Source organism: Mycobacteroides immunogenum (assembly GCF_001605725.1).
In the GTDB taxonomy this organism is placed as follows: Bacteria; Actinomycetota; Actinomycetes; order Mycobacteriales; family Mycobacteriaceae; genus Mycobacterium; species Mycobacterium immunogenum.
Window position 1 is genome coordinate 3790755 of record NZ_CP011530.1, and the last position, 15566, is coordinate 3806320.

At 62.7% G+C, this 15566-nt stretch carries 12 protein-coding genes; 10 read left to right on the forward strand and 2 right to left on the reverse strand.

Annotated elements, in window-relative coordinates:
• Positions 1-89: 89 nt before the first annotated feature.
• The 7 genes from ABG82_RS18805 to ABG82_RS18835 are packed head-to-tail and all read left to right on the forward strand — an operon-like array spanning position 90 to position 9160.
• Complete coding sequence (locus ABG82_RS18805; RefSeq protein ID WP_052511003.1) at positions 90-647, forward strand: flavin reductase family protein; 558 nt, start codon at positions 90-92, stop codon at positions 645-647.
• 9 nt (positions 648-656) lie between these two features.
• Complete coding sequence (locus ABG82_RS18810) at positions 657-2204, forward strand: 4-hydroxyphenylacetate 3-hydroxylase family protein (protein WP_065212770.1); 1548 nt, start codon at positions 657-659, stop codon at positions 2202-2204.
• Positions 2201-3286 carry a 3-deoxy-7-phosphoheptulonate synthase gene (gene aroF, locus ABG82_RS18815; protein WP_052511002.1) on the forward strand — a complete coding sequence of 362 codons (1086 nt, stop codon included), beginning with the start codon at positions 2201-2203 and terminating at the stop codon, positions 3284-3286. Before ABG82_RS18810 ends, aroF begins: the two co-directional genes overlap by 4 nt.
• Positions 3283-3924 carry a hypothetical protein gene (locus ABG82_RS18820; RefSeq protein WP_043077841.1) on the forward strand — a complete coding sequence of 214 codons (642 nt, stop codon included), beginning with the start codon at positions 3283-3285 and terminating at the stop codon, positions 3922-3924. Before aroF ends, ABG82_RS18820 begins: the two co-directional genes overlap by 4 nt.
• Positions 3925-3959: 35 nt before the next feature.
• Positions 3960-5801 (forward strand): asparagine synthase (glutamine-hydrolyzing), encoded by a 1842-nt coding sequence (gene asnB / locus ABG82_RS18825; protein WP_043077840.1) that lies wholly within the window; start codon positions 3960-3962, stop codon positions 5799-5801.
• Between the two features lie 48 nt (positions 5802-5849).
• Entirely contained in the window at positions 5850-7703 is a 1854-nt protein-coding gene (gene asnB, locus ABG82_RS18830) for an asparagine synthase (glutamine-hydrolyzing) (protein WP_043077839.1), read from the forward strand.
• On the forward strand, positions 7700-9160 hold the full coding sequence (locus tag ABG82_RS18835; RefSeq protein ID WP_043077838.1) for an MFS transporter: 1461 nt from the start codon (positions 7700-7702) through the stop codon (positions 9158-9160). The genes asnB (ABG82_RS18830) and ABG82_RS18835 overlap by 4 nt, the downstream gene beginning before the upstream one ends.
• Positions 9161-9217: 57 nt before the next feature.
• Here ABG82_RS18835 and ABG82_RS18840 read toward each other — a convergent pair whose 3' ends face one another.
• The gene (locus ABG82_RS18840) at positions 9218-12115 is read right to left on the reverse strand and encodes an MMPL/RND family transporter (protein WP_043077941.1); all 2898 of its coding nucleotides are present in this window, start codon (positions 12113-12115) and stop codon (positions 9218-9220) included.
• On the reverse strand, positions 12112-12570 hold the full coding sequence (locus tag ABG82_RS18845; RefSeq protein WP_043077837.1) for an MmpS family transport accessory protein: 459 nt from the start codon (positions 12568-12570) through the stop codon (positions 12112-12114). Before ABG82_RS18845 ends, ABG82_RS18840 begins: the two co-directional genes overlap by 4 nt.
• A 988-nt stretch (positions 12571-13558) precedes the next feature.
• Between ABG82_RS18845 and ABG82_RS18850 the strand changes: the two genes are divergently transcribed.
• The 3 genes from ABG82_RS18850 to ABG82_RS18860 are packed head-to-tail and all read left to right on the forward strand — an operon-like array spanning position 13559 to position 15566.
• Positions 13559-13855 (forward strand): WXG100 family type VII secretion target, encoded by a 297-nt coding sequence (locus ABG82_RS18850; RefSeq protein WP_043077836.1) that lies wholly within the window; start codon positions 13559-13561, stop codon positions 13853-13855.
• A 2-nt stretch (positions 13856-13857) separates the two neighbouring features.
• Positions 13858-14157 (forward strand): WXG100 family type VII secretion target, encoded by a 300-nt coding sequence (locus tag ABG82_RS18855; RefSeq protein ID WP_043077835.1) that lies wholly within the window; start codon positions 13858-13860, stop codon positions 14155-14157.
• Positions 14154-15566: an HNH/ENDO VII family nuclease gene (locus tag ABG82_RS18860; RefSeq protein WP_043077940.1), complete on the forward strand. Its 1413-nt coding sequence runs from the start codon at positions 14154-14156 to the stop codon at positions 15564-15566. Before ABG82_RS18855 ends, ABG82_RS18860 begins: the two co-directional genes overlap by 4 nt.

A 15566-nucleotide genomic window follows, 5' to 3' on the forward strand; every position in this document is an offset into this window, starting at 1 on the left:
ACCCGAGCGAACTGTTGCGATCCACCTGATCAAATCGTCGCCGGGCGGCGGTAAGCAATCGGTAGGCGTTGCCGCGCAGGATCATCTGCGTGGCACACACCAGCGCGCCGATTCTGCTTCGCACCGACCATGGCAACGCGCCCGTCGATCACGGCGACGGGTTCCGCCTGGCCGCCCGCTGCCTTGCCAGCAGCGTCGCAGTTGTCTCGGTAAACGACGGTGGCAAGGTGCTGGCGAAGACGGTGTCGTCATTCACCACCGTCTCCCTGCTGCCCCAACTCGTCTCGGTATGGGTGGGCAGCCGATCGCCCATCGCGCATGCCGCCGCGATGGCAGATGTGTTCAGCGTCAGCATCCTTGAGGCAGGCCAGGAAGACATCTCCATCGCCTTGTCGGAGCCCGGATCCGGCTCCCGCGGTACCGCGGCGATCGGCATCGCGACCACGGCGGTGCCGTCGGGCGCGGTGGCCATCAGCGGCTGTCTGAGCTGGTTCGACTGCCGCGTACACGATCTCGTCGAGGGCGGAGACCACACGTTGCTCATCGGGCAGGTCACCGCCACCGGCAGACGTGAGGGAAGCCCGCTCCTGTACCACGACGGCCGTTACCGGACGTTGGGCACACCAGCACCACAACGCCGAACTTGAGGAGACATCATGACAGCGAGTATCGAGGCAACCCGGCCCCGGGCCGGATCGGACGGTCCTATCATCGGGACGCCACCGCGGGGCTTACAGACATCCGCCCGCTATCTGAGGGAACTGGACGACGGACGGTCGGTCTGGCTCAACGGGGAGAAGATCGCGAACGTAGCCGAGCACCCCGCGTTCGCAGAGGCAGCGCGGGAATTGGGCCGACTGTTCGACCTGCAACATTCGCCGGAATTCAAAGACCTACTGACTGTTGAAGAACAGGGCACGCGCATCGCGACCGCCTACCAGTTGCCAACCACGATCGAGCATCTGCGGGCCAAACGCAGGAATGCCGATGTGTGGATGTACGAAAGCTGGGGTTTGCACGGTAGGTCGCCTGCCTTCATGTCGACCATCGGTGTGGGGCTGTACGACTTCCGGAAGCGGCTGGGCACGAACAGGCCGGAATTCGGCGTGAACGCCGAGAACTACTATCGGCACCTGGCTGAGAACGATCTGGTGCTGGCACACGCGCTGGGTGATCCACAGATCGACCGCAGCGCCACCCCGTTGGATGACGAGGATCTCGCACTGCGTGTGGTGTCCGAGAACTCAGACGGGATCGTGGTTCGGGGCGCCAAACAGCTCACCACCCTGGCCCCGTACGCCCATGAGGTCCTTGTCTATCTATCGGCCTCCTTCGCCAACAGAGGAGCCGAACGGTTCGTCGTCTGGTTCGGAATCCCGGTGGCCACCGAGGGGTTGACGGTTCTCAGCCGAGAACCGTTGGGCCATGAGGGATTCGGACACGCACATCCGTTCGGCAAGCGTTTCGATGAACAAGATTCCATGCTGTTCTTCGACGACGTGTTCGTGCCGTGGGAGCGTGTACTACTGCTGCGCGACGGGCAACTCGCCCGCGAAGGGCTCGGGCGAATCAACGCGTGGAGCCAATACGTCGGACAGGTCAGATTTCGTGAGCGGCTGCAATCGCTGTTGTCGGTCGGCATCGTGCTTGCCGAATCGATTGGGGTGGATGGATTTCGCAACATCCAGGAAGACCTCGGCGAATTGGCCAGCTATGTCGAGATCCTCGACCATTTCATCGACGCCGGAGAGGCCACCGCGCAACCTACCGACGGTGGGCTACTCGCACCCGGAGCAACCCCTGCCGCCGCGATTTGGGCCGCCCAGATCGCTCCTCGATGCACCGAGATCGTCCGGCGGATCGGCTCCGCGGGGATCCTCATGCAACCCACCGAAGCCGACCTCCAGTCCCCGCTGCGGCCGTACCTCGACCGCTATATGCGCGGTAAAAACCTTCCGGTAGAGGACAAGTCCCGCCTATTCCGGCTGGCATGGGACCTGACGGCGGACAGCTTTGGGTCGCGCCAAGACCTCTACGAATTCGTCCACCGTGGTGACATCACCAGGAACCGGATCAACCTCCTTCGACGCCACCAGGATTCGCGCCACGTTCAACGCGTGCGCGACGTCATCAAGAACCCATTGCACCCCGCGGTGACCACTGCACGGGGCCAGCATCCGGACGAGACGAAAGGCACTCCATGATCATCGAGCTCGTGCCAGGCACCGACGAGGCATCGGCGGAGCGGATCGCCGACGCACTCCAGGAGGCCGGCTTTCACCCGTGGCGTGGCGGCACGCACCACAACATCGTGTTGCATCCCGCGCCCAAGCCCGATCGTGTGCGCGACCTGCTCGCGTTCGACGGAGTCGCCGCGGTGATCGCCACCTCGGGGAAGCTTCGCCGCACCGACCGCCGATACCGCCCGGAGGGGACGGTGGTACCCATTGCCGATCAAACCTTCATCGGCGGCAGAAATTTCGTTATCGCCGCCGGACCCTGCGCCGTTGAGTCCTGCCAACAAGTGGGTAAGACCGCCGAGGCGGTCCGCCTCGGCGGAGCCAACATCTTGCGCGGGGGCGCCTACAAGCCGCGGACTTCGCCGTTCAGTTTCCAAGGACTGGGACGGGAGGGGTTGCGGCTCCTGGAGATCGCACGCGCACAAACCGGGTTACCGGTAGTGACCGAGGTCGTCGATGCCGCCGACGTGGACGCCGTTGCGGCAAGCGCTGACATCGCACAGGTCGGTGCCCGCAATATGCAGAACTTCGAACTCCTCAAGGCTCTCGGCCGCACCCAGGTACCCGTCCTGCTCAAGCGTGGGATGGCCGCGACAATCGACGAATGGCTTTTGGCCGCCGAGTACCTCCTCGATGGCGGCAATCCGAACGTTGTGCTGTGCGAACGCGGTATCCGCACCTTCGAGCCGTCCACCAGATTCACCCTCGATGTCAGCGCGGTAGCCGTAGTCAAGCAACTCAGCCGCCTGCCCGTCATCGTGGATCCGAGCCATGCGGCAGGCCGGGTGGACTTGGTCGCTCCCCTGGCAAAGGCCGCGGCCGCTGCAGGGGCCGACGGCATCATCGTGGATGTTCACATCGACCCGGAATCTGCCTCGTGCGATGCGGACCAGGCACTGCTGCCCGGCCAATTCGCGGCATTGGTGCGTGAACTCACCCCAGTGCTCGACGCATTGGGCCGACCACTGGCGACGGGGCGCCCGGAGGGCCCTGCTCTGGTACCGGCCGGTGGTCGCTTCACCGTTCCGGAAGGGGCAGCCTCATGAGCGCCCCGGGCGTCACCAGCACCGCCACCCGGTCACTTCGCGCCAAGCTGTGGCGACGACGGCTCTTCGAGGCCGAATCGGGACTGACCCGCTTCTTCGTCGAAGAGAACGTTCCCGAGCTCTTGGATGAGTGGATACACGTCAAGGCCGGGATATTCGAGAATCTGCCCAGCGGTGATTCCGAATCTGACTGGCAGCGGACATTCTTTCGAGCACAGGCACTGATGGAACGGTTTCTCGTGGCTCATTTCGGGCATGACCGCATGGCCGACTGGGCCAGGTCGAACGCCTACGTCTACGCCACCACGACCACGGACTCCACCTGCGCGCAGTCCGTGGCGGATCGCTTTGTGCGCCAGCTCGCGAACTACGACTCCGAAACCGAAGTCACTGCAGATCTTTCCGCGGCGATGATCTCGGTCAAGAGATGCGGAATCTGGCAGTACCGCGAGCGCGCCCGCGCCCGGGGTGTGCCGATCACCTTGGCATCTCCCTGCGAGTACTGCACCAAAGCAACCGCGGCGAACTTCTCGGCCAAGGGTTATGCCAGCACCTACGAGCTGACCAGTGAGCCCGCGCCTGGCTGCCGATGGACCCTCCGTACCGGAGCCGACGGCACCGCTGCCGAGCAGGTTTGACCGCCAACACGATTCGACTATCGAGAGGAGCCGCTATGTGCGGTATTACCGGCTGGGTGGACTGGCAGCGCGACCTTGCCCTCGAATCCGCGACGGCCACGGCGATGACGGAAACCATGCGGCTACGTGGCCCGGATGCCGGTGGCACGTGGACGTGCGCCCACGCGTTCCTCGGCCATCGCCGGTTGGCGATCATCGATATCGACGGTGGCGCACAACCAATGGCCGATGGGCATGAAGCCGCGGACACACAGGTAGTCATCACATACAGCGGTGAGGTGTACAACTTCCGGGAATTACGTGCCGAGCTGGTACGTGCCGGACATAGGTTTCGCACTCGGTCAGACACCGAAGTGGTCCTGGAGGGCTACAAACGCTGGGGTCCGGCCGTGGCCGAGCGCCTCAACGGAATGTTCGCCTTCGCGGTGTGGGACGCCAGGGCGCAACGGCTGGTTCTGGTGCGCGATCGGCTGGGGATCAAACCGCTCTATTACCACCGCTACGAGGGCGGGCTGCTTTTTGGCTCCGAACCCAAAGCAATACTTGCCAATCCGATATTTCGGGCCGAGCTCGATGCCACCGGCATCGCCGAACTTTTCGTGGTGGCCACCGCCCCGACACCCGGCAACGGCGTGTTTCGTGGGCTCAGTCAGGTGGAGCCGGGGCATGTGGTGACCTTCGACCGGCAAGGGTTGCGCAGCACCGCGTACTGGAGCCTGAGCGCCGTCGAGCATCGTGATGATGCCGACACCGCCGCCCAAACGGTACGTGACCTTCTCACCGATATCGTGGAACGCCAGCTGGTCGCCGACGTTTCGATCGGCACCCTGCTCTCGGGCGGCCTCGATTCCAGCGCCATCACCGCCATTGCCGCGCATCTGCGCCGCGACCAGGGACATGACAAAATAGCCAGCTACTCAGTCGATTTCCCAGGAGCTTCGCAGTCGTTTCAAAGCACCACGTGGCATCCCACGCGGGACCAGCCCTATGCGACGGCGGTGAGCGCACACGTGGGAACCCAACACACCACGGTCCTGGTCGAACCCTCGGACGTTCTCACCCACGAGGCCAAGGTGTTGCGCGCCCGCGACCTACCGGGCTGGGGCGAGATGGATGTCTCGCTGTATCTGCTGTTCGATCAGGTGAAGAACTTCTCCACGGTCGCACTGTCTGGAGAGTCCGCTGACGAAATCTTCGGTGGTTATCCGTATTTCACATCCCCGCAGGCACGCGAATTCGACGGTTTCCCTTGGCTCGCAGGCAAAACCAGCCCGTCGGTGCTGCTTCACGAGAACATCAGGAACACGGTCGATCCTGTCGGCTACGCCCGATCCCGCTACGAGAGTGCCGTCGCCGCGGCTCCCCGGCTGGACGGCGAGAACGGCGCGGACGCGGTGTCGCGCCGGATCTCGTATCTGGCGCTCACCCGATGGATCGGAGCCCTTCTCGATCGCAAGGATCGCATCAGCATGGCGACAGGACTCGAAGTACGGGTGCCGTTCTGCGATCACCGGCTGATCGAATATGTCTGGAATGTCCCGTGGGACATCAAGACCGTCGGCGGTCAGGAGAAGGGGCTACTCCGTCGCGCTGTCGCCGATCTTCTTCCGCAAGAAGTCCTGGAACGCCGCAAAAGCGGATTCCCTCCCAACCCCGACCCGAATTATCTTGCCGCAGTTCACAGCAGGGTAACGGAACTATTGCACACGCCGAACGCACGGGTCTTCGACATCGTCGATCGCGACAAAGCCTCGGCGTGGCTCGCGGAGAACGGCACCCTGCCTAGCCCACGTGCGGCCTCGACCACCACCGCAGGGTTGAGCTTCCTACTGAACCTCAATACCTGGCTTACCGACTACGGAGTGCATGTCCGTTGAGAGCGCGGGTGCGCACAGCGGCCGGGCGACCAAGGAAAGGAAAGACACATGTGCGGGATCACTGGATGGGTCGACTATCACGGGCTAGGGCCTGACGCCGAAACGGTACTGACCCGGATGACAGACACCATGACTCGGCGCGGCCCGGACGGCGCCGGGACCTGGCGATCCGATATCGCCGGACTCGGACACCGCCGACTGGCGATCATCGACCTTGCCGGTGGTGCACAGCCGATGACGTACTCCCCCGTCGACGAGGATCAACCCCGGCTGGTGATCACCTACAGCGGCGAGGTGTACAACTTTCGTGAGCTGCGCGATGAACTGCGGCGCCGGGGACATAATTTCCACACCGCCAGCGATACCGAGGTCGTGCTACGCGCCTGGGCCGAATGGGGACCCGCCGCAGCCGAGAAGCTCAACGGGATATACGCGTTCGCCATCTGGGACACCAGTACTCGCACGTTGACTCTGGTACGCGACCGACTTGGCGTCAAACCGCTGTACTTCCGTCAGCTCGGCTCGGCGCTGGCATTCGGGTCTGAGCCCAAAGCAATACTGGCCCAAGATAACCGGCGCCCGGAAGTCGATGAAGAGGGCATCATCCAGCTCATGCTGCCACTCCTCAAGGTTCCGGGGCGCAGTCCCTATACCGACATCGGTGAAGTTCTGCCCGGAGAGGTTGTCACCTTCTCCGCCAACGGCCTGGTGCGCCAGCGCTATTGGACCCTTGAGGAAACGCTCGCCGCACCGCCCCGCACGAACGACTTGGCGGAGGCCTCCGCAGCGGTGCGTGAACTGCTCGACGACACGGTCCGCCGTCAGTTGGTGGCTGATGTGCCGCTGTGCACATTGCTATCCGGCGGGCTCGACTCCACTGCGATCACCGCATTGGCCAACGCTCAACTGGGCGACACCTCAGTGCGTTCCTTCTCCATAGATTTCTCCGCACCGTTCAACCGTTCCGAGGTGACTCCCAACGCCGACTCGGAGTTCGCACTCGATGCCGCCCAGTTCATCGGATCGGAGCACAGCAGCATCGTCCTTGACGGGGCGGGTCTCGCTGACGCACGAGTGCGCGAGGAATGCGTCCGGTCCCGCGATCTGCCGTTTGGTATCGGAGATCTCGACATGAGCTTGTACATGTTGTGCACCGCCATCAAAGAGCACTCGACCGTCGCACTGTCCGGCGAGTCGGCAGACGAGGTCTTCGGCGGGTATCTGTGGTTCCACCGTGAAGACGCGGTGCACGCCAACACCTTCCCGTGGATGTCGGACAGCCCCGCGCACGGGCGACTCCACGCACGCATCGCCGCACTGTTCCGGCCTGATCTGCGCGCCAAACTCGGACTTGACGACTACGTACGCGACCAGTACCACACCGCCGTCAATGAGCTTTCTCCCGCAGGCTCCGCGCCGCACGAGGAACGCATGCGTTCACTGACCTATCTGGGCCTGAGCCGATTCCTGCCCACACTGCTCGACCGCAAGGATCGGCTGAGCATGGCGGCAGGGCTGGAAGTGCGCGTACCATTCTGCGACCACCGTCTCGTGGAATATGTTGCGCCGCTCGCATGGTCACTCCGCACCGCCGATGGCCGGGAGAAGAGCGTCTTGCGGGGCGCTATCAACGATGTAATCCCGCGGGCCGTCGCACAGCGGCGCAAGTCGCCCTACCCGTCGGTGCCCGATCCCTCCTACTCAGCGGAAGTCGCCCGCCAGCTCGGTGAGCGGCTGGCCGACCCGGCCAGCCGACTGCACGAGCTGCTCAGCCCTGAGGCATTGCGCGTGGCCATCGAGCCCGTCTCCGCTCCCGGGGTTCTGATCAGCAACGTCGAAGCCGAAATCGCCCTGAACTTCGATGACTGGCTGCGCCTCTACGACCCGGTGCTGGCCCTATGAGCACGGGATCAGCTGTGGCGCAGCAAGGCTCGGTAGCCACCCAGATCGTTCGCCGATACGGACTGCTGTACGCGCTGCTCTTTGTGTTCGGCGCCGAGATGTACCTGGTGGCTCCACTACTGCCCACACTGGGACAGCAATACGGTGTCACCACCAGTACCGCAGCGGTTTTGGTCACCGTGTACGTGGCGGTTCAAGCCATCGCCGGACCGTTCCAGGGCCTGGCTTACCCGGTGCTGGGCGCTCGAACGTTGATCGTGGCGGGCGCCTTGGTATTCACCGCCGGAAATCTCGCGGCTGCCTTCGCCGGCAGTTTCGGGATACTGCTGCTATCCCGGGCGATCGCCGGCCTCGGGGTATCCCTGGCGGGCCCGGCGATCTGGTCCTGGATCGCCGAGACGGCACCGGATACCTACCGCAGTACCGCAATTGGGGCCGGTATGGGCGGCTTTGCCGTGGGGCAGGTGTGCGGGGTGCCGCTGGGAGCCTTGGTCGCGAGCCAATTCGGGTGGCGCTGGTCGTTCGGGGTCATGGCCATCGTGGCGACAGCGGCCGCCGCCGTGCTCTGGCGCGCCTTACGACACGCCAGCCGTCAGGTCAGAACCGGTGAACCGCCTGGCAGTCAGCTGGCACATCTGTTCCGAGTCTGGCGACCGGGGCCGGTGCCGTGGACCCTGCTGATCACTTTCGGCTTCCATGCCGCGAATCTTGGCGCCTATACCTATCTTTCCGCCGTGCTTGCGGCCCGATATCACCTCGATGTGGCACAGCTGGGTTACGTCGGCGCCCTGAGTGGCGGCGGCATGTTCCTCGGATCACTTGCCGGCGGGCGCATCCTGGATCGGGTACGCGCGCGCGGCGGCAACGAATACCTGGTACTTCCGGCATGGCTGGCGATCACGGCCGTCGCGATCACGACCGTGTTCATCAGTCACACCCTCTGGATCAGCCTGGTGCTGGTACCGGTCTGGTTCTTCGCCGCGGGCGCATTCGACACCAATCAGCAGACCCTGATCGCCGGATCTTCGACCGGTTTCACCGCGGTGGCATTGTCCTGGAACTTGTCAGTGTTATACGCCGCCACCGCTTTTGGCGTGTGGATCATGGGGCTTGGGGCCTCGCGCGCAGACTCGGTCATCATCTCCGCGGGCGGTCTTCTCACCGTCTCTCTCATCATCGCCGTCACCCTGGGCGTGACCGGCGGACGCCGAGCCAGGACGAACACGGCCGCGCTCATCGGCACGGTGGCCGTGGCGGTCGCGGTGATGCACACCGGTCCGCGGGCCGGCTCGTCATCACCCACTCCAGTGAGGTGCTCGGTGCACACCACGGTCACCATCTGTGCCGGCGACTACGACACACAGATCCGGTCACATCCCAACCTCAGGGACATTCCCGCCCTGCCCGCCAAGCCAACCACCAAGACGAGGCCCACGGTTGTTGAGCCCAGCGGGTGACGGACCCGCTGGGCGTAGTGGTCACCGCGTGGATACTTCTCGGAGCAATCTAGGAACTCACTTCCCTATGAAGGTGCGCTTAGGTGTCGGGATCTTGCGGGGCCACCAGAACCATGGCCCGAGTAGCCGCGCCATCGGCATCACCAAAAGCAGTCTCACCACAAACATGTCGAAGATCAGGCCCATGGCGATTGTCGAGCCGGCCATACCGATGCTTACCACGTCGCTGGACAACAGCGCCGCCATCGTTCCCGCCAGCACAAACGCCGCGGTGACTGCCACATTGCCCGAACCGGCGATCGTCCGGATGAGACCGGTGCGTATCCCGGCACTCAATTCCTCGCGGTACCTGGACAACAGCAGCAGGTTGTAGTCGCAGCCCACCCCGACCAGAACGATGAACGCGATCGGCAATGTCAGCCAATGCAGCTGTATCCCGAAGATGCCCTCCCATACCAACGTCGACAATCCCAGGGCACTGGCGTACGAGATGACCACGGCAATCGTCACCATCACCGCACCGGCCAATGTTCCGGTCAGGAACATGACAATCAGGAACACCAGGCTGAAGGTCGCGACCATCATCAGCATCACGTCGTTGAAGGAATAGTCCGCGATGTCACGGTATGTCGACGATGACCCGGCCGTGAACAGCTTCGCGCTCTCCAGTGAGGTGCCCTTGAGAGCCTCCTGCGCCGCGGCCTCGGCCCTGCGGATTTGGTCGATACCTTCAGGACTCATGGCTTCCCCCTTGTGGAAGACCATGAGTCGCGCACCCTTGCCGTCGGCCGTCACGAAGAACTTCAGGCCGACGATGAAATCGTTGGTCTTGAAGGAATCCGGTGACAGGAAGAAGAAGTCGTCGTTCTTCGCGTTGTCGAAAGCCTTCGCCATATCGACCATTGGATTGATCAGCGGCTCCAGCTGGGTGATGGTCGCGTGGAAAGTACTTTGCAGAGTCAAAGTGAGCTGCTGCAGAGTCGTCAGGCTCCGCACGGTGTCATTGAGCTGGTTCACCATCTGTGGAGTCACTGTGTCCAGAATGGTGAGACCGTCGACCATCCCGTTCAGCGCCTCGGTTGACTCATCGATGTTGTCGATCGACTCATTCAACGAACGCAGCGCCCAACAGATCGGAATGTCGAAGCAGTGTGGCTCCCAATACAAATAATTGCGAAACGGCCGGAAGAAGTCATCGAAGTTCGACAGGTTGTCCCGGGTCTTGTCCATCGCCGCTTTCAGGTCTTGTGAAGCCTGCAGCGAGATATGCGTTCCCCCAGCCATTTCCAGCGTGAGCTGGGCCATGTGTTTGGTGGTCTCGATCGTCTCGCCCATGGTGGCGGCCATCTTGTCCATGTCGGCAGCCCGGTCCTTGAGGAAGTCGATGTTCTGGCCGATCTTGGTGCCCATCGAACCCATCGCGTAGGGCAAGGAGGCATGTTCCAGTGGACGACCATTGGGCCTGGTGATGCTCTGCACCTTGACAATTCCGGGTACCCGGATGATGTTCTTGGCGATGCGATCCAGCGAGATCATGTCCGTGGTGTTGCGCATGTCATGATCGGCCTGCACGTACACGATGTCGGTGGAGATCTGGCTTTTCTGAAAGTGCCGGTCGGCAGCCACGTATCCCTGCACCGATTCAGTGGAAGGCGGTGCGAAGTCCCGATCGTTGTAGCTCACCTTGTAGATCGCCAAACCACCCAGTGCCAGCGGAATCAGCAGGGCAGCCACGGTGATCAGCGGGGCGGGCCACTTGGCGATGACGGTGCCGAACCTGCGCCAGAACCTGCTCACCGTGACGGGCTTGTTCAGCCAGGGCAGCTTGCTGCCAATAGCCAGTAGCGCCGGGCCCAGGGTGAGCGCCGCGACCACCGCGACGACCATCGCCACGAAACAGGGCGGCCCAAGGGTTTTGAAATAGGTCAGTTTGGTCAGACCGAGGCACAAGGTGGCGCCGGATATCGCGATACCAGAACCCACCACCACATGCCAGGTGCCTTCGACCGAGGTGTAGTAGGCCGATTCGGTGTCCTGACCGGCGCGACGGGCCTCTTGATAGCGGCCCAAGAAGAAGATGCCATAGTCCGTGGCGACGCCCAGCACCAGAGCCACCACCATGTTCATCGCGTACGACGAGGTCCCGACGATACCGAGCTCGACGCAGAGCGCGACCACACCACGCGCCACTGTCAGACAGACCAACACTCCGAAGAGTGGCACCAGCGCTCGGGTGATCGAACGGTAAGCCAGCAGCAGCATGATGATGATCACGACGATGGTGACGATGGTGAGTGTCGCCATGCTCTCGTCGGCAGCCTTGAGCGTATCGCTGGACAACGGACCGCCGCCGCTGACGTAGACGCTGAGGCCATCTGGCTTGTCTTTGTCCATGTCGGCCACGATCTTTCGGATGGCGGCGATCGACTTGCTGGACTGCGCGTCGGCCAGGTCGCCGGCGGGGTATACCGTGAGAGTGGCGGCCTCGGCGTCGGAACTCTGCTGACCCGACATCGTGACGCGGTCTCCCCAAAGGTCCAACAGACCCTGGACGTGCTCAGTATCGGCACGAAGCTTGCCCACCAGCTCGTTGTAGTACCGGCGATCCTGGTCACCGAGCTTACGGCCGTGCGTCTCAAAGACGATGACCCCGGCGCCGGTGAATTCGGTCTCCTTGAACGCCTCGCCTTGGACGAGAGTGGACTGGGAGGACGGTGTATCACGCGGCACCATCGCCTGCGCGTTTTCTTCAGTCGCCTTTTCCAGGCTGGGGACGAAGACACTCACCGCTACCGCGGCAAGGATCCAAGCGATGACGACCGGGACGGCCAGCACGCGCAGTATCCGGGCAAACAGCGGCCGATGCTGTTGTACGGCCTTCTGGTGCTTGGCTTCTGGCTGCGCGATCGGGCCGGTGTTCTCGTCATCGACGGGCGGCTGATTCGGCGATGTCATGCTGCCGTCACCGTGCACGAGACCGCGGCATTCGCGTGGTTGACTACCTGCTCGTCAAGAACCTTGCCGTTGACGATGATTCGGCAACCAATCGAATTTCCGTCAACCTGGCTGACCAAACTGAGAGAGGCCGCTGGGGACATCGTGGTCTCCGATACCGACCACGGCAGTGACGTCAGTGAGACTTCAACCGGTTCGCTGTTCAGGTTGGCGTAGGTCACTTTTCCCGTACTTCCTAGGTCTCCAAATACCTCATACGTGACGTCTTTGGGATTGATCTGACGAACGGTGGCGGGGATGGTGTCCGTCACCGGTGGGTTGAGGATCATGTCGTTCATCTGCCGAATTCGGATCACCCCGAATGTGCCGACGCTGATGACCACAACCGCCACCGCGAACGGCCAAAGCCTGGCGAGAATCTGGCCACCGCGGGCTCCGTGCCTACTGCGGCTCATCGCCGCGAGCCAAGAACGCTGGGCTGGAGCGTTGATGTGGACACAGACCCTCCTTGCTTGTCCAATACTGTACAAGTTAAGTATATTGCCAGATCGATGGGTTTATCGCCACATGAGCCCTACCTCTGCGTGCCAGCAATGCTCACCCGGTGCGCATTGACGCAACTAGCACCCTTAGATGGCAATTACGCTGGGACGCGCCCCGGCAATGACCAGCGGGAAACTATGTGATTGTCATCATTCAGCATTCAACGCGTGTGGCCGCGCAATCTGTTGCGAATCCCCCACCGGTGACACCTTGTAAAAAGGGTAGAACTGTTACAAACAAACGCATTTCATACACCGCAGATTGCGCCGTACACCGGGATGCGAGTTAGCAGCAGCGCCTCGAATATGCCGTCTAGCAGTATTTGGAAGACGATAAATCGATATGCCCCACCGGAGCGCGACAGGGCATTCCCCGACCGGCATACCAAGTACGCACCGAGCCCTTTCGCAACGATCAGGCAAACTTGAACACACATAGCCCAGCTTCCTCGACAGCCAATGGCCGAGTTTGCGGTATACCGATCGGAACATGCCTCGCGCCACAATACGGCCACGAAGTGATCCGCGCCTCGGGTCACGTGGGAATCAACACCGACTGTGTGACATCGGGCTCCTACGCCGCCGGATGAGGCTTACCGCCCCCCGACAAGCAGAAGACCCCCCGAACATTCGGGGGGTCTTCTCCTGTGGAGCTGCCGGGAATTGAACCCGCCGAAATGAGCACATATACGCAGGTCAACACGTTCTTCATTCGGTGACGCTACGTGATGCAACGTGAACTGACGTGGGGAAACGTAGAGAGGTGTTGCATCATGCAACACAAGCGGCGCGGTGCCTGGTGCGGCAGCGAGCGATTTGCGGTCGCGCTCACGCATACCGGGGCCACGACAGCGCGTGTATGGTTCGATTTGTTGGTTAACCACAGGGGTCAGGGGGCGTGATGTCTGCACCGTTGAACATCGATCCGACGCAGCTCCACGCGGTTTCCGGCCTCGCAGCCGAGGTGTCCCGGGATTTGCAGCGCGAGCTTGAGCAGCTGGTGCACCGGTGGGAGGATGTGTCGGGAACGTGGGATGGTGTTGCGTCCCGGGCATATGGGCCAGAGTTCGACGAGTGGCGCCAGGGTGTGCAGAAGGCCATCGCGGCGCTTGATTCGGCGTCGATAACCTTGGCGCAGCACGGGTACGCGTTCCTTCAGACCGACGGTTCGTCGGCCTCGGGAATGGCGGGGACATAGATATGCACGATGACCCGATCCCTTACCGCGTCGACCTCGATGCGCTGCAGGCGTTCATCGACCAAATGGCCGCGTTCGATCGGGCGGCCGAGCGGCGCATCGCCGAGGTTGACCGGCGCATCAACGATCTGCATGTCGACTGGTCGGGTGCGGACGCGGCGGCCAACCTGGCATTTCATCAGGAGTGGATGGACGGGGTTGCCGAGATGCGAAAGGCTGAGGAGACGCTGGAGGAATCGGCCAGTAAGGCACATCGCAACTACCGGGGCGTCGGCGAGCACAACGCACGGATGTGGCCATGACCCAGGATGTAGATCCGGCCGCACTCAAGCGGGCAGCGATGAAATACCGGCAGCTCGCAAACGACATCCAGATACGAGTCGAGGAGATTGCCGGCCGACTCAATCAGACCGGCGGCATGGCCGGTAACGACAATGGCGCCAAGGATTTCTGCCAGCAGTACGACCCTGCCGCCAAGGATGGCATCGAGGCCGGGGCGTACGCGGTGAACGCGTTGAACACCTGCGCCGATCTGCTGTTCGCCACGGCGGTCAATCACGAGAATGCCGACAGCGCCTCGGCGCCGAACGGGCAGACCATCCCGGCCTCGGCCCCGCCAGTAGTGCCCGCCTATGCGACGCCATCGATCCCGTCAGCGCTCGGCGGTTCACCACCTCCGAGCTGGTGGGAATCGATCAAAGATTATGTGCAAGGGGCGATGTGGCCCAACGGTGACCCGACCAAGCTGCGCAACGCCGCCGCCGCATGGAACTACCAATCCGGCGAGATCGACGGCGCGTTGAGGCGGACATTCTTCCCCGTCGACGGGTCGAACCCGATCACTGACGTGAGCCACCAGCACTCGCCGGAGATCCCGCAGGCCGTCGCGTCGATGACGCTGGCACGTGATGCGGTCAAGATCCTCGAAACCGAATGGCGCGCGATCGGCCAATCGCTCATGGATCTGGCGAACCGCATCGACGAAGTGCACAAGCAGATCGTCGAGGAAATGCTCATCCTGGGCGCCACGGTGGCGGTGGCCGAAGGCGCCGCCGCGATCCTGGTGCCGCTCACCGTGGGCGGCAGCGAAGTCGTCTCGAAGATGGTCGACACCGCGCGCCTGGCCGCCACTGGCGAGCGCATTGTGGCGATCCTGACCGCCTACCGAGCCGCCGCCTTGAGTTCTGGGATGCCCAATGTCGCTGCGGCGGCGGCACTTACGCGTTCGATTCAGAGCTTGGGGCCGCTCATGAGTTCGCGCGCCTCGCTGTTCCTCGCCGAGGGCGCCGGCGTAGTGCCTGAGCTGACCGCCAGGGAGCTATACAGCCGCCCCGATTTACGGGTGGGAACCAAGCGCACCGTTCAGGCGGCGGCCGACATCACCGCAGATGGCAAGTACTACATCAGCGCCACTGATCGCAACGTGTGGGTGCCAGTGAGTAAGTCATACGACGCGGACATTCTCGCACTGCCCAAGACTGCAGATGGCAAGTACTTCGTTGACGCCCAAGGGATCAAGTACCCGGTCGACCCTGTGTGGCACTACGGTCACAAAAGCGGGCAAGAGTTGTGGCGATGGCAAGAAATCGCCGCGCAACAGAAGTGGACGCGGCAAGAATGGCTCGACAAGATGAACAATCCCAACCTGTATCAGATTGAGGACGGCCCCGGAAACTCGGGCCACTACTGGGAGCTACCCCGAGGACGATGA

Coding starts and splice junctions, on each gene's coding strand:
- ABG82_RS18810 (WP_065212770.1), top strand. CDS start 657: ATGACAGCGAGTATCGAGGCAACCCGGCCCCGGGCCGGATCGGACGGT.
- aroF (WP_052511002.1), top strand. CDS start 2,201: ATGATCATCGAGCTCGTGCCAGGCACCGACGAGGCATCGGCGGAGCGG.
- ABG82_RS18820 (WP_043077841.1), top strand. CDS start 3,283: ATGAGCGCCCCGGGCGTCACCAGCACCGCCACCCGGTCACTTCGCGCC.
- asnB (WP_043077840.1), top strand. CDS start 3,960: ATGTGCGGTATTACCGGCTGGGTGGACTGGCAGCGCGACCTTGCCCTC.
- asnB (WP_043077839.1), top strand. CDS start 5,850: ATGTGCGGGATCACTGGATGGGTCGACTATCACGGGCTAGGGCCTGAC.
- ABG82_RS18835 (WP_043077838.1), top strand. CDS start 7,700: ATGAGCACGGGATCAGCTGTGGCGCAGCAAGGCTCGGTAGCCACCCAG.
- ABG82_RS18840 (WP_043077941.1), bottom strand. CDS start 12,115: ATGACATCGCCGAATCAGCCGCCCGTCGATGACGAGAACACCGGCCCG.
- ABG82_RS18845 (WP_043077837.1), bottom strand. CDS start 12,570: ATGAGCCGCAGTAGGCACGGAGCCCGCGGTGGCCAGATTCTCGCCAGG.
- ABG82_RS18850 (WP_043077836.1), top strand. CDS start 13,559: ATGTCTGCACCGTTGAACATCGATCCGACGCAGCTCCACGCGGTTTCC.
- ABG82_RS18855 (WP_043077835.1), top strand. CDS start 13,858: ATGCACGATGACCCGATCCCTTACCGCGTCGACCTCGATGCGCTGCAG.
- ABG82_RS18860 (WP_043077940.1), top strand. CDS start 14,154: ATGACCCAGGATGTAGATCCGGCCGCACTCAAGCGGGCAGCGATGAAA.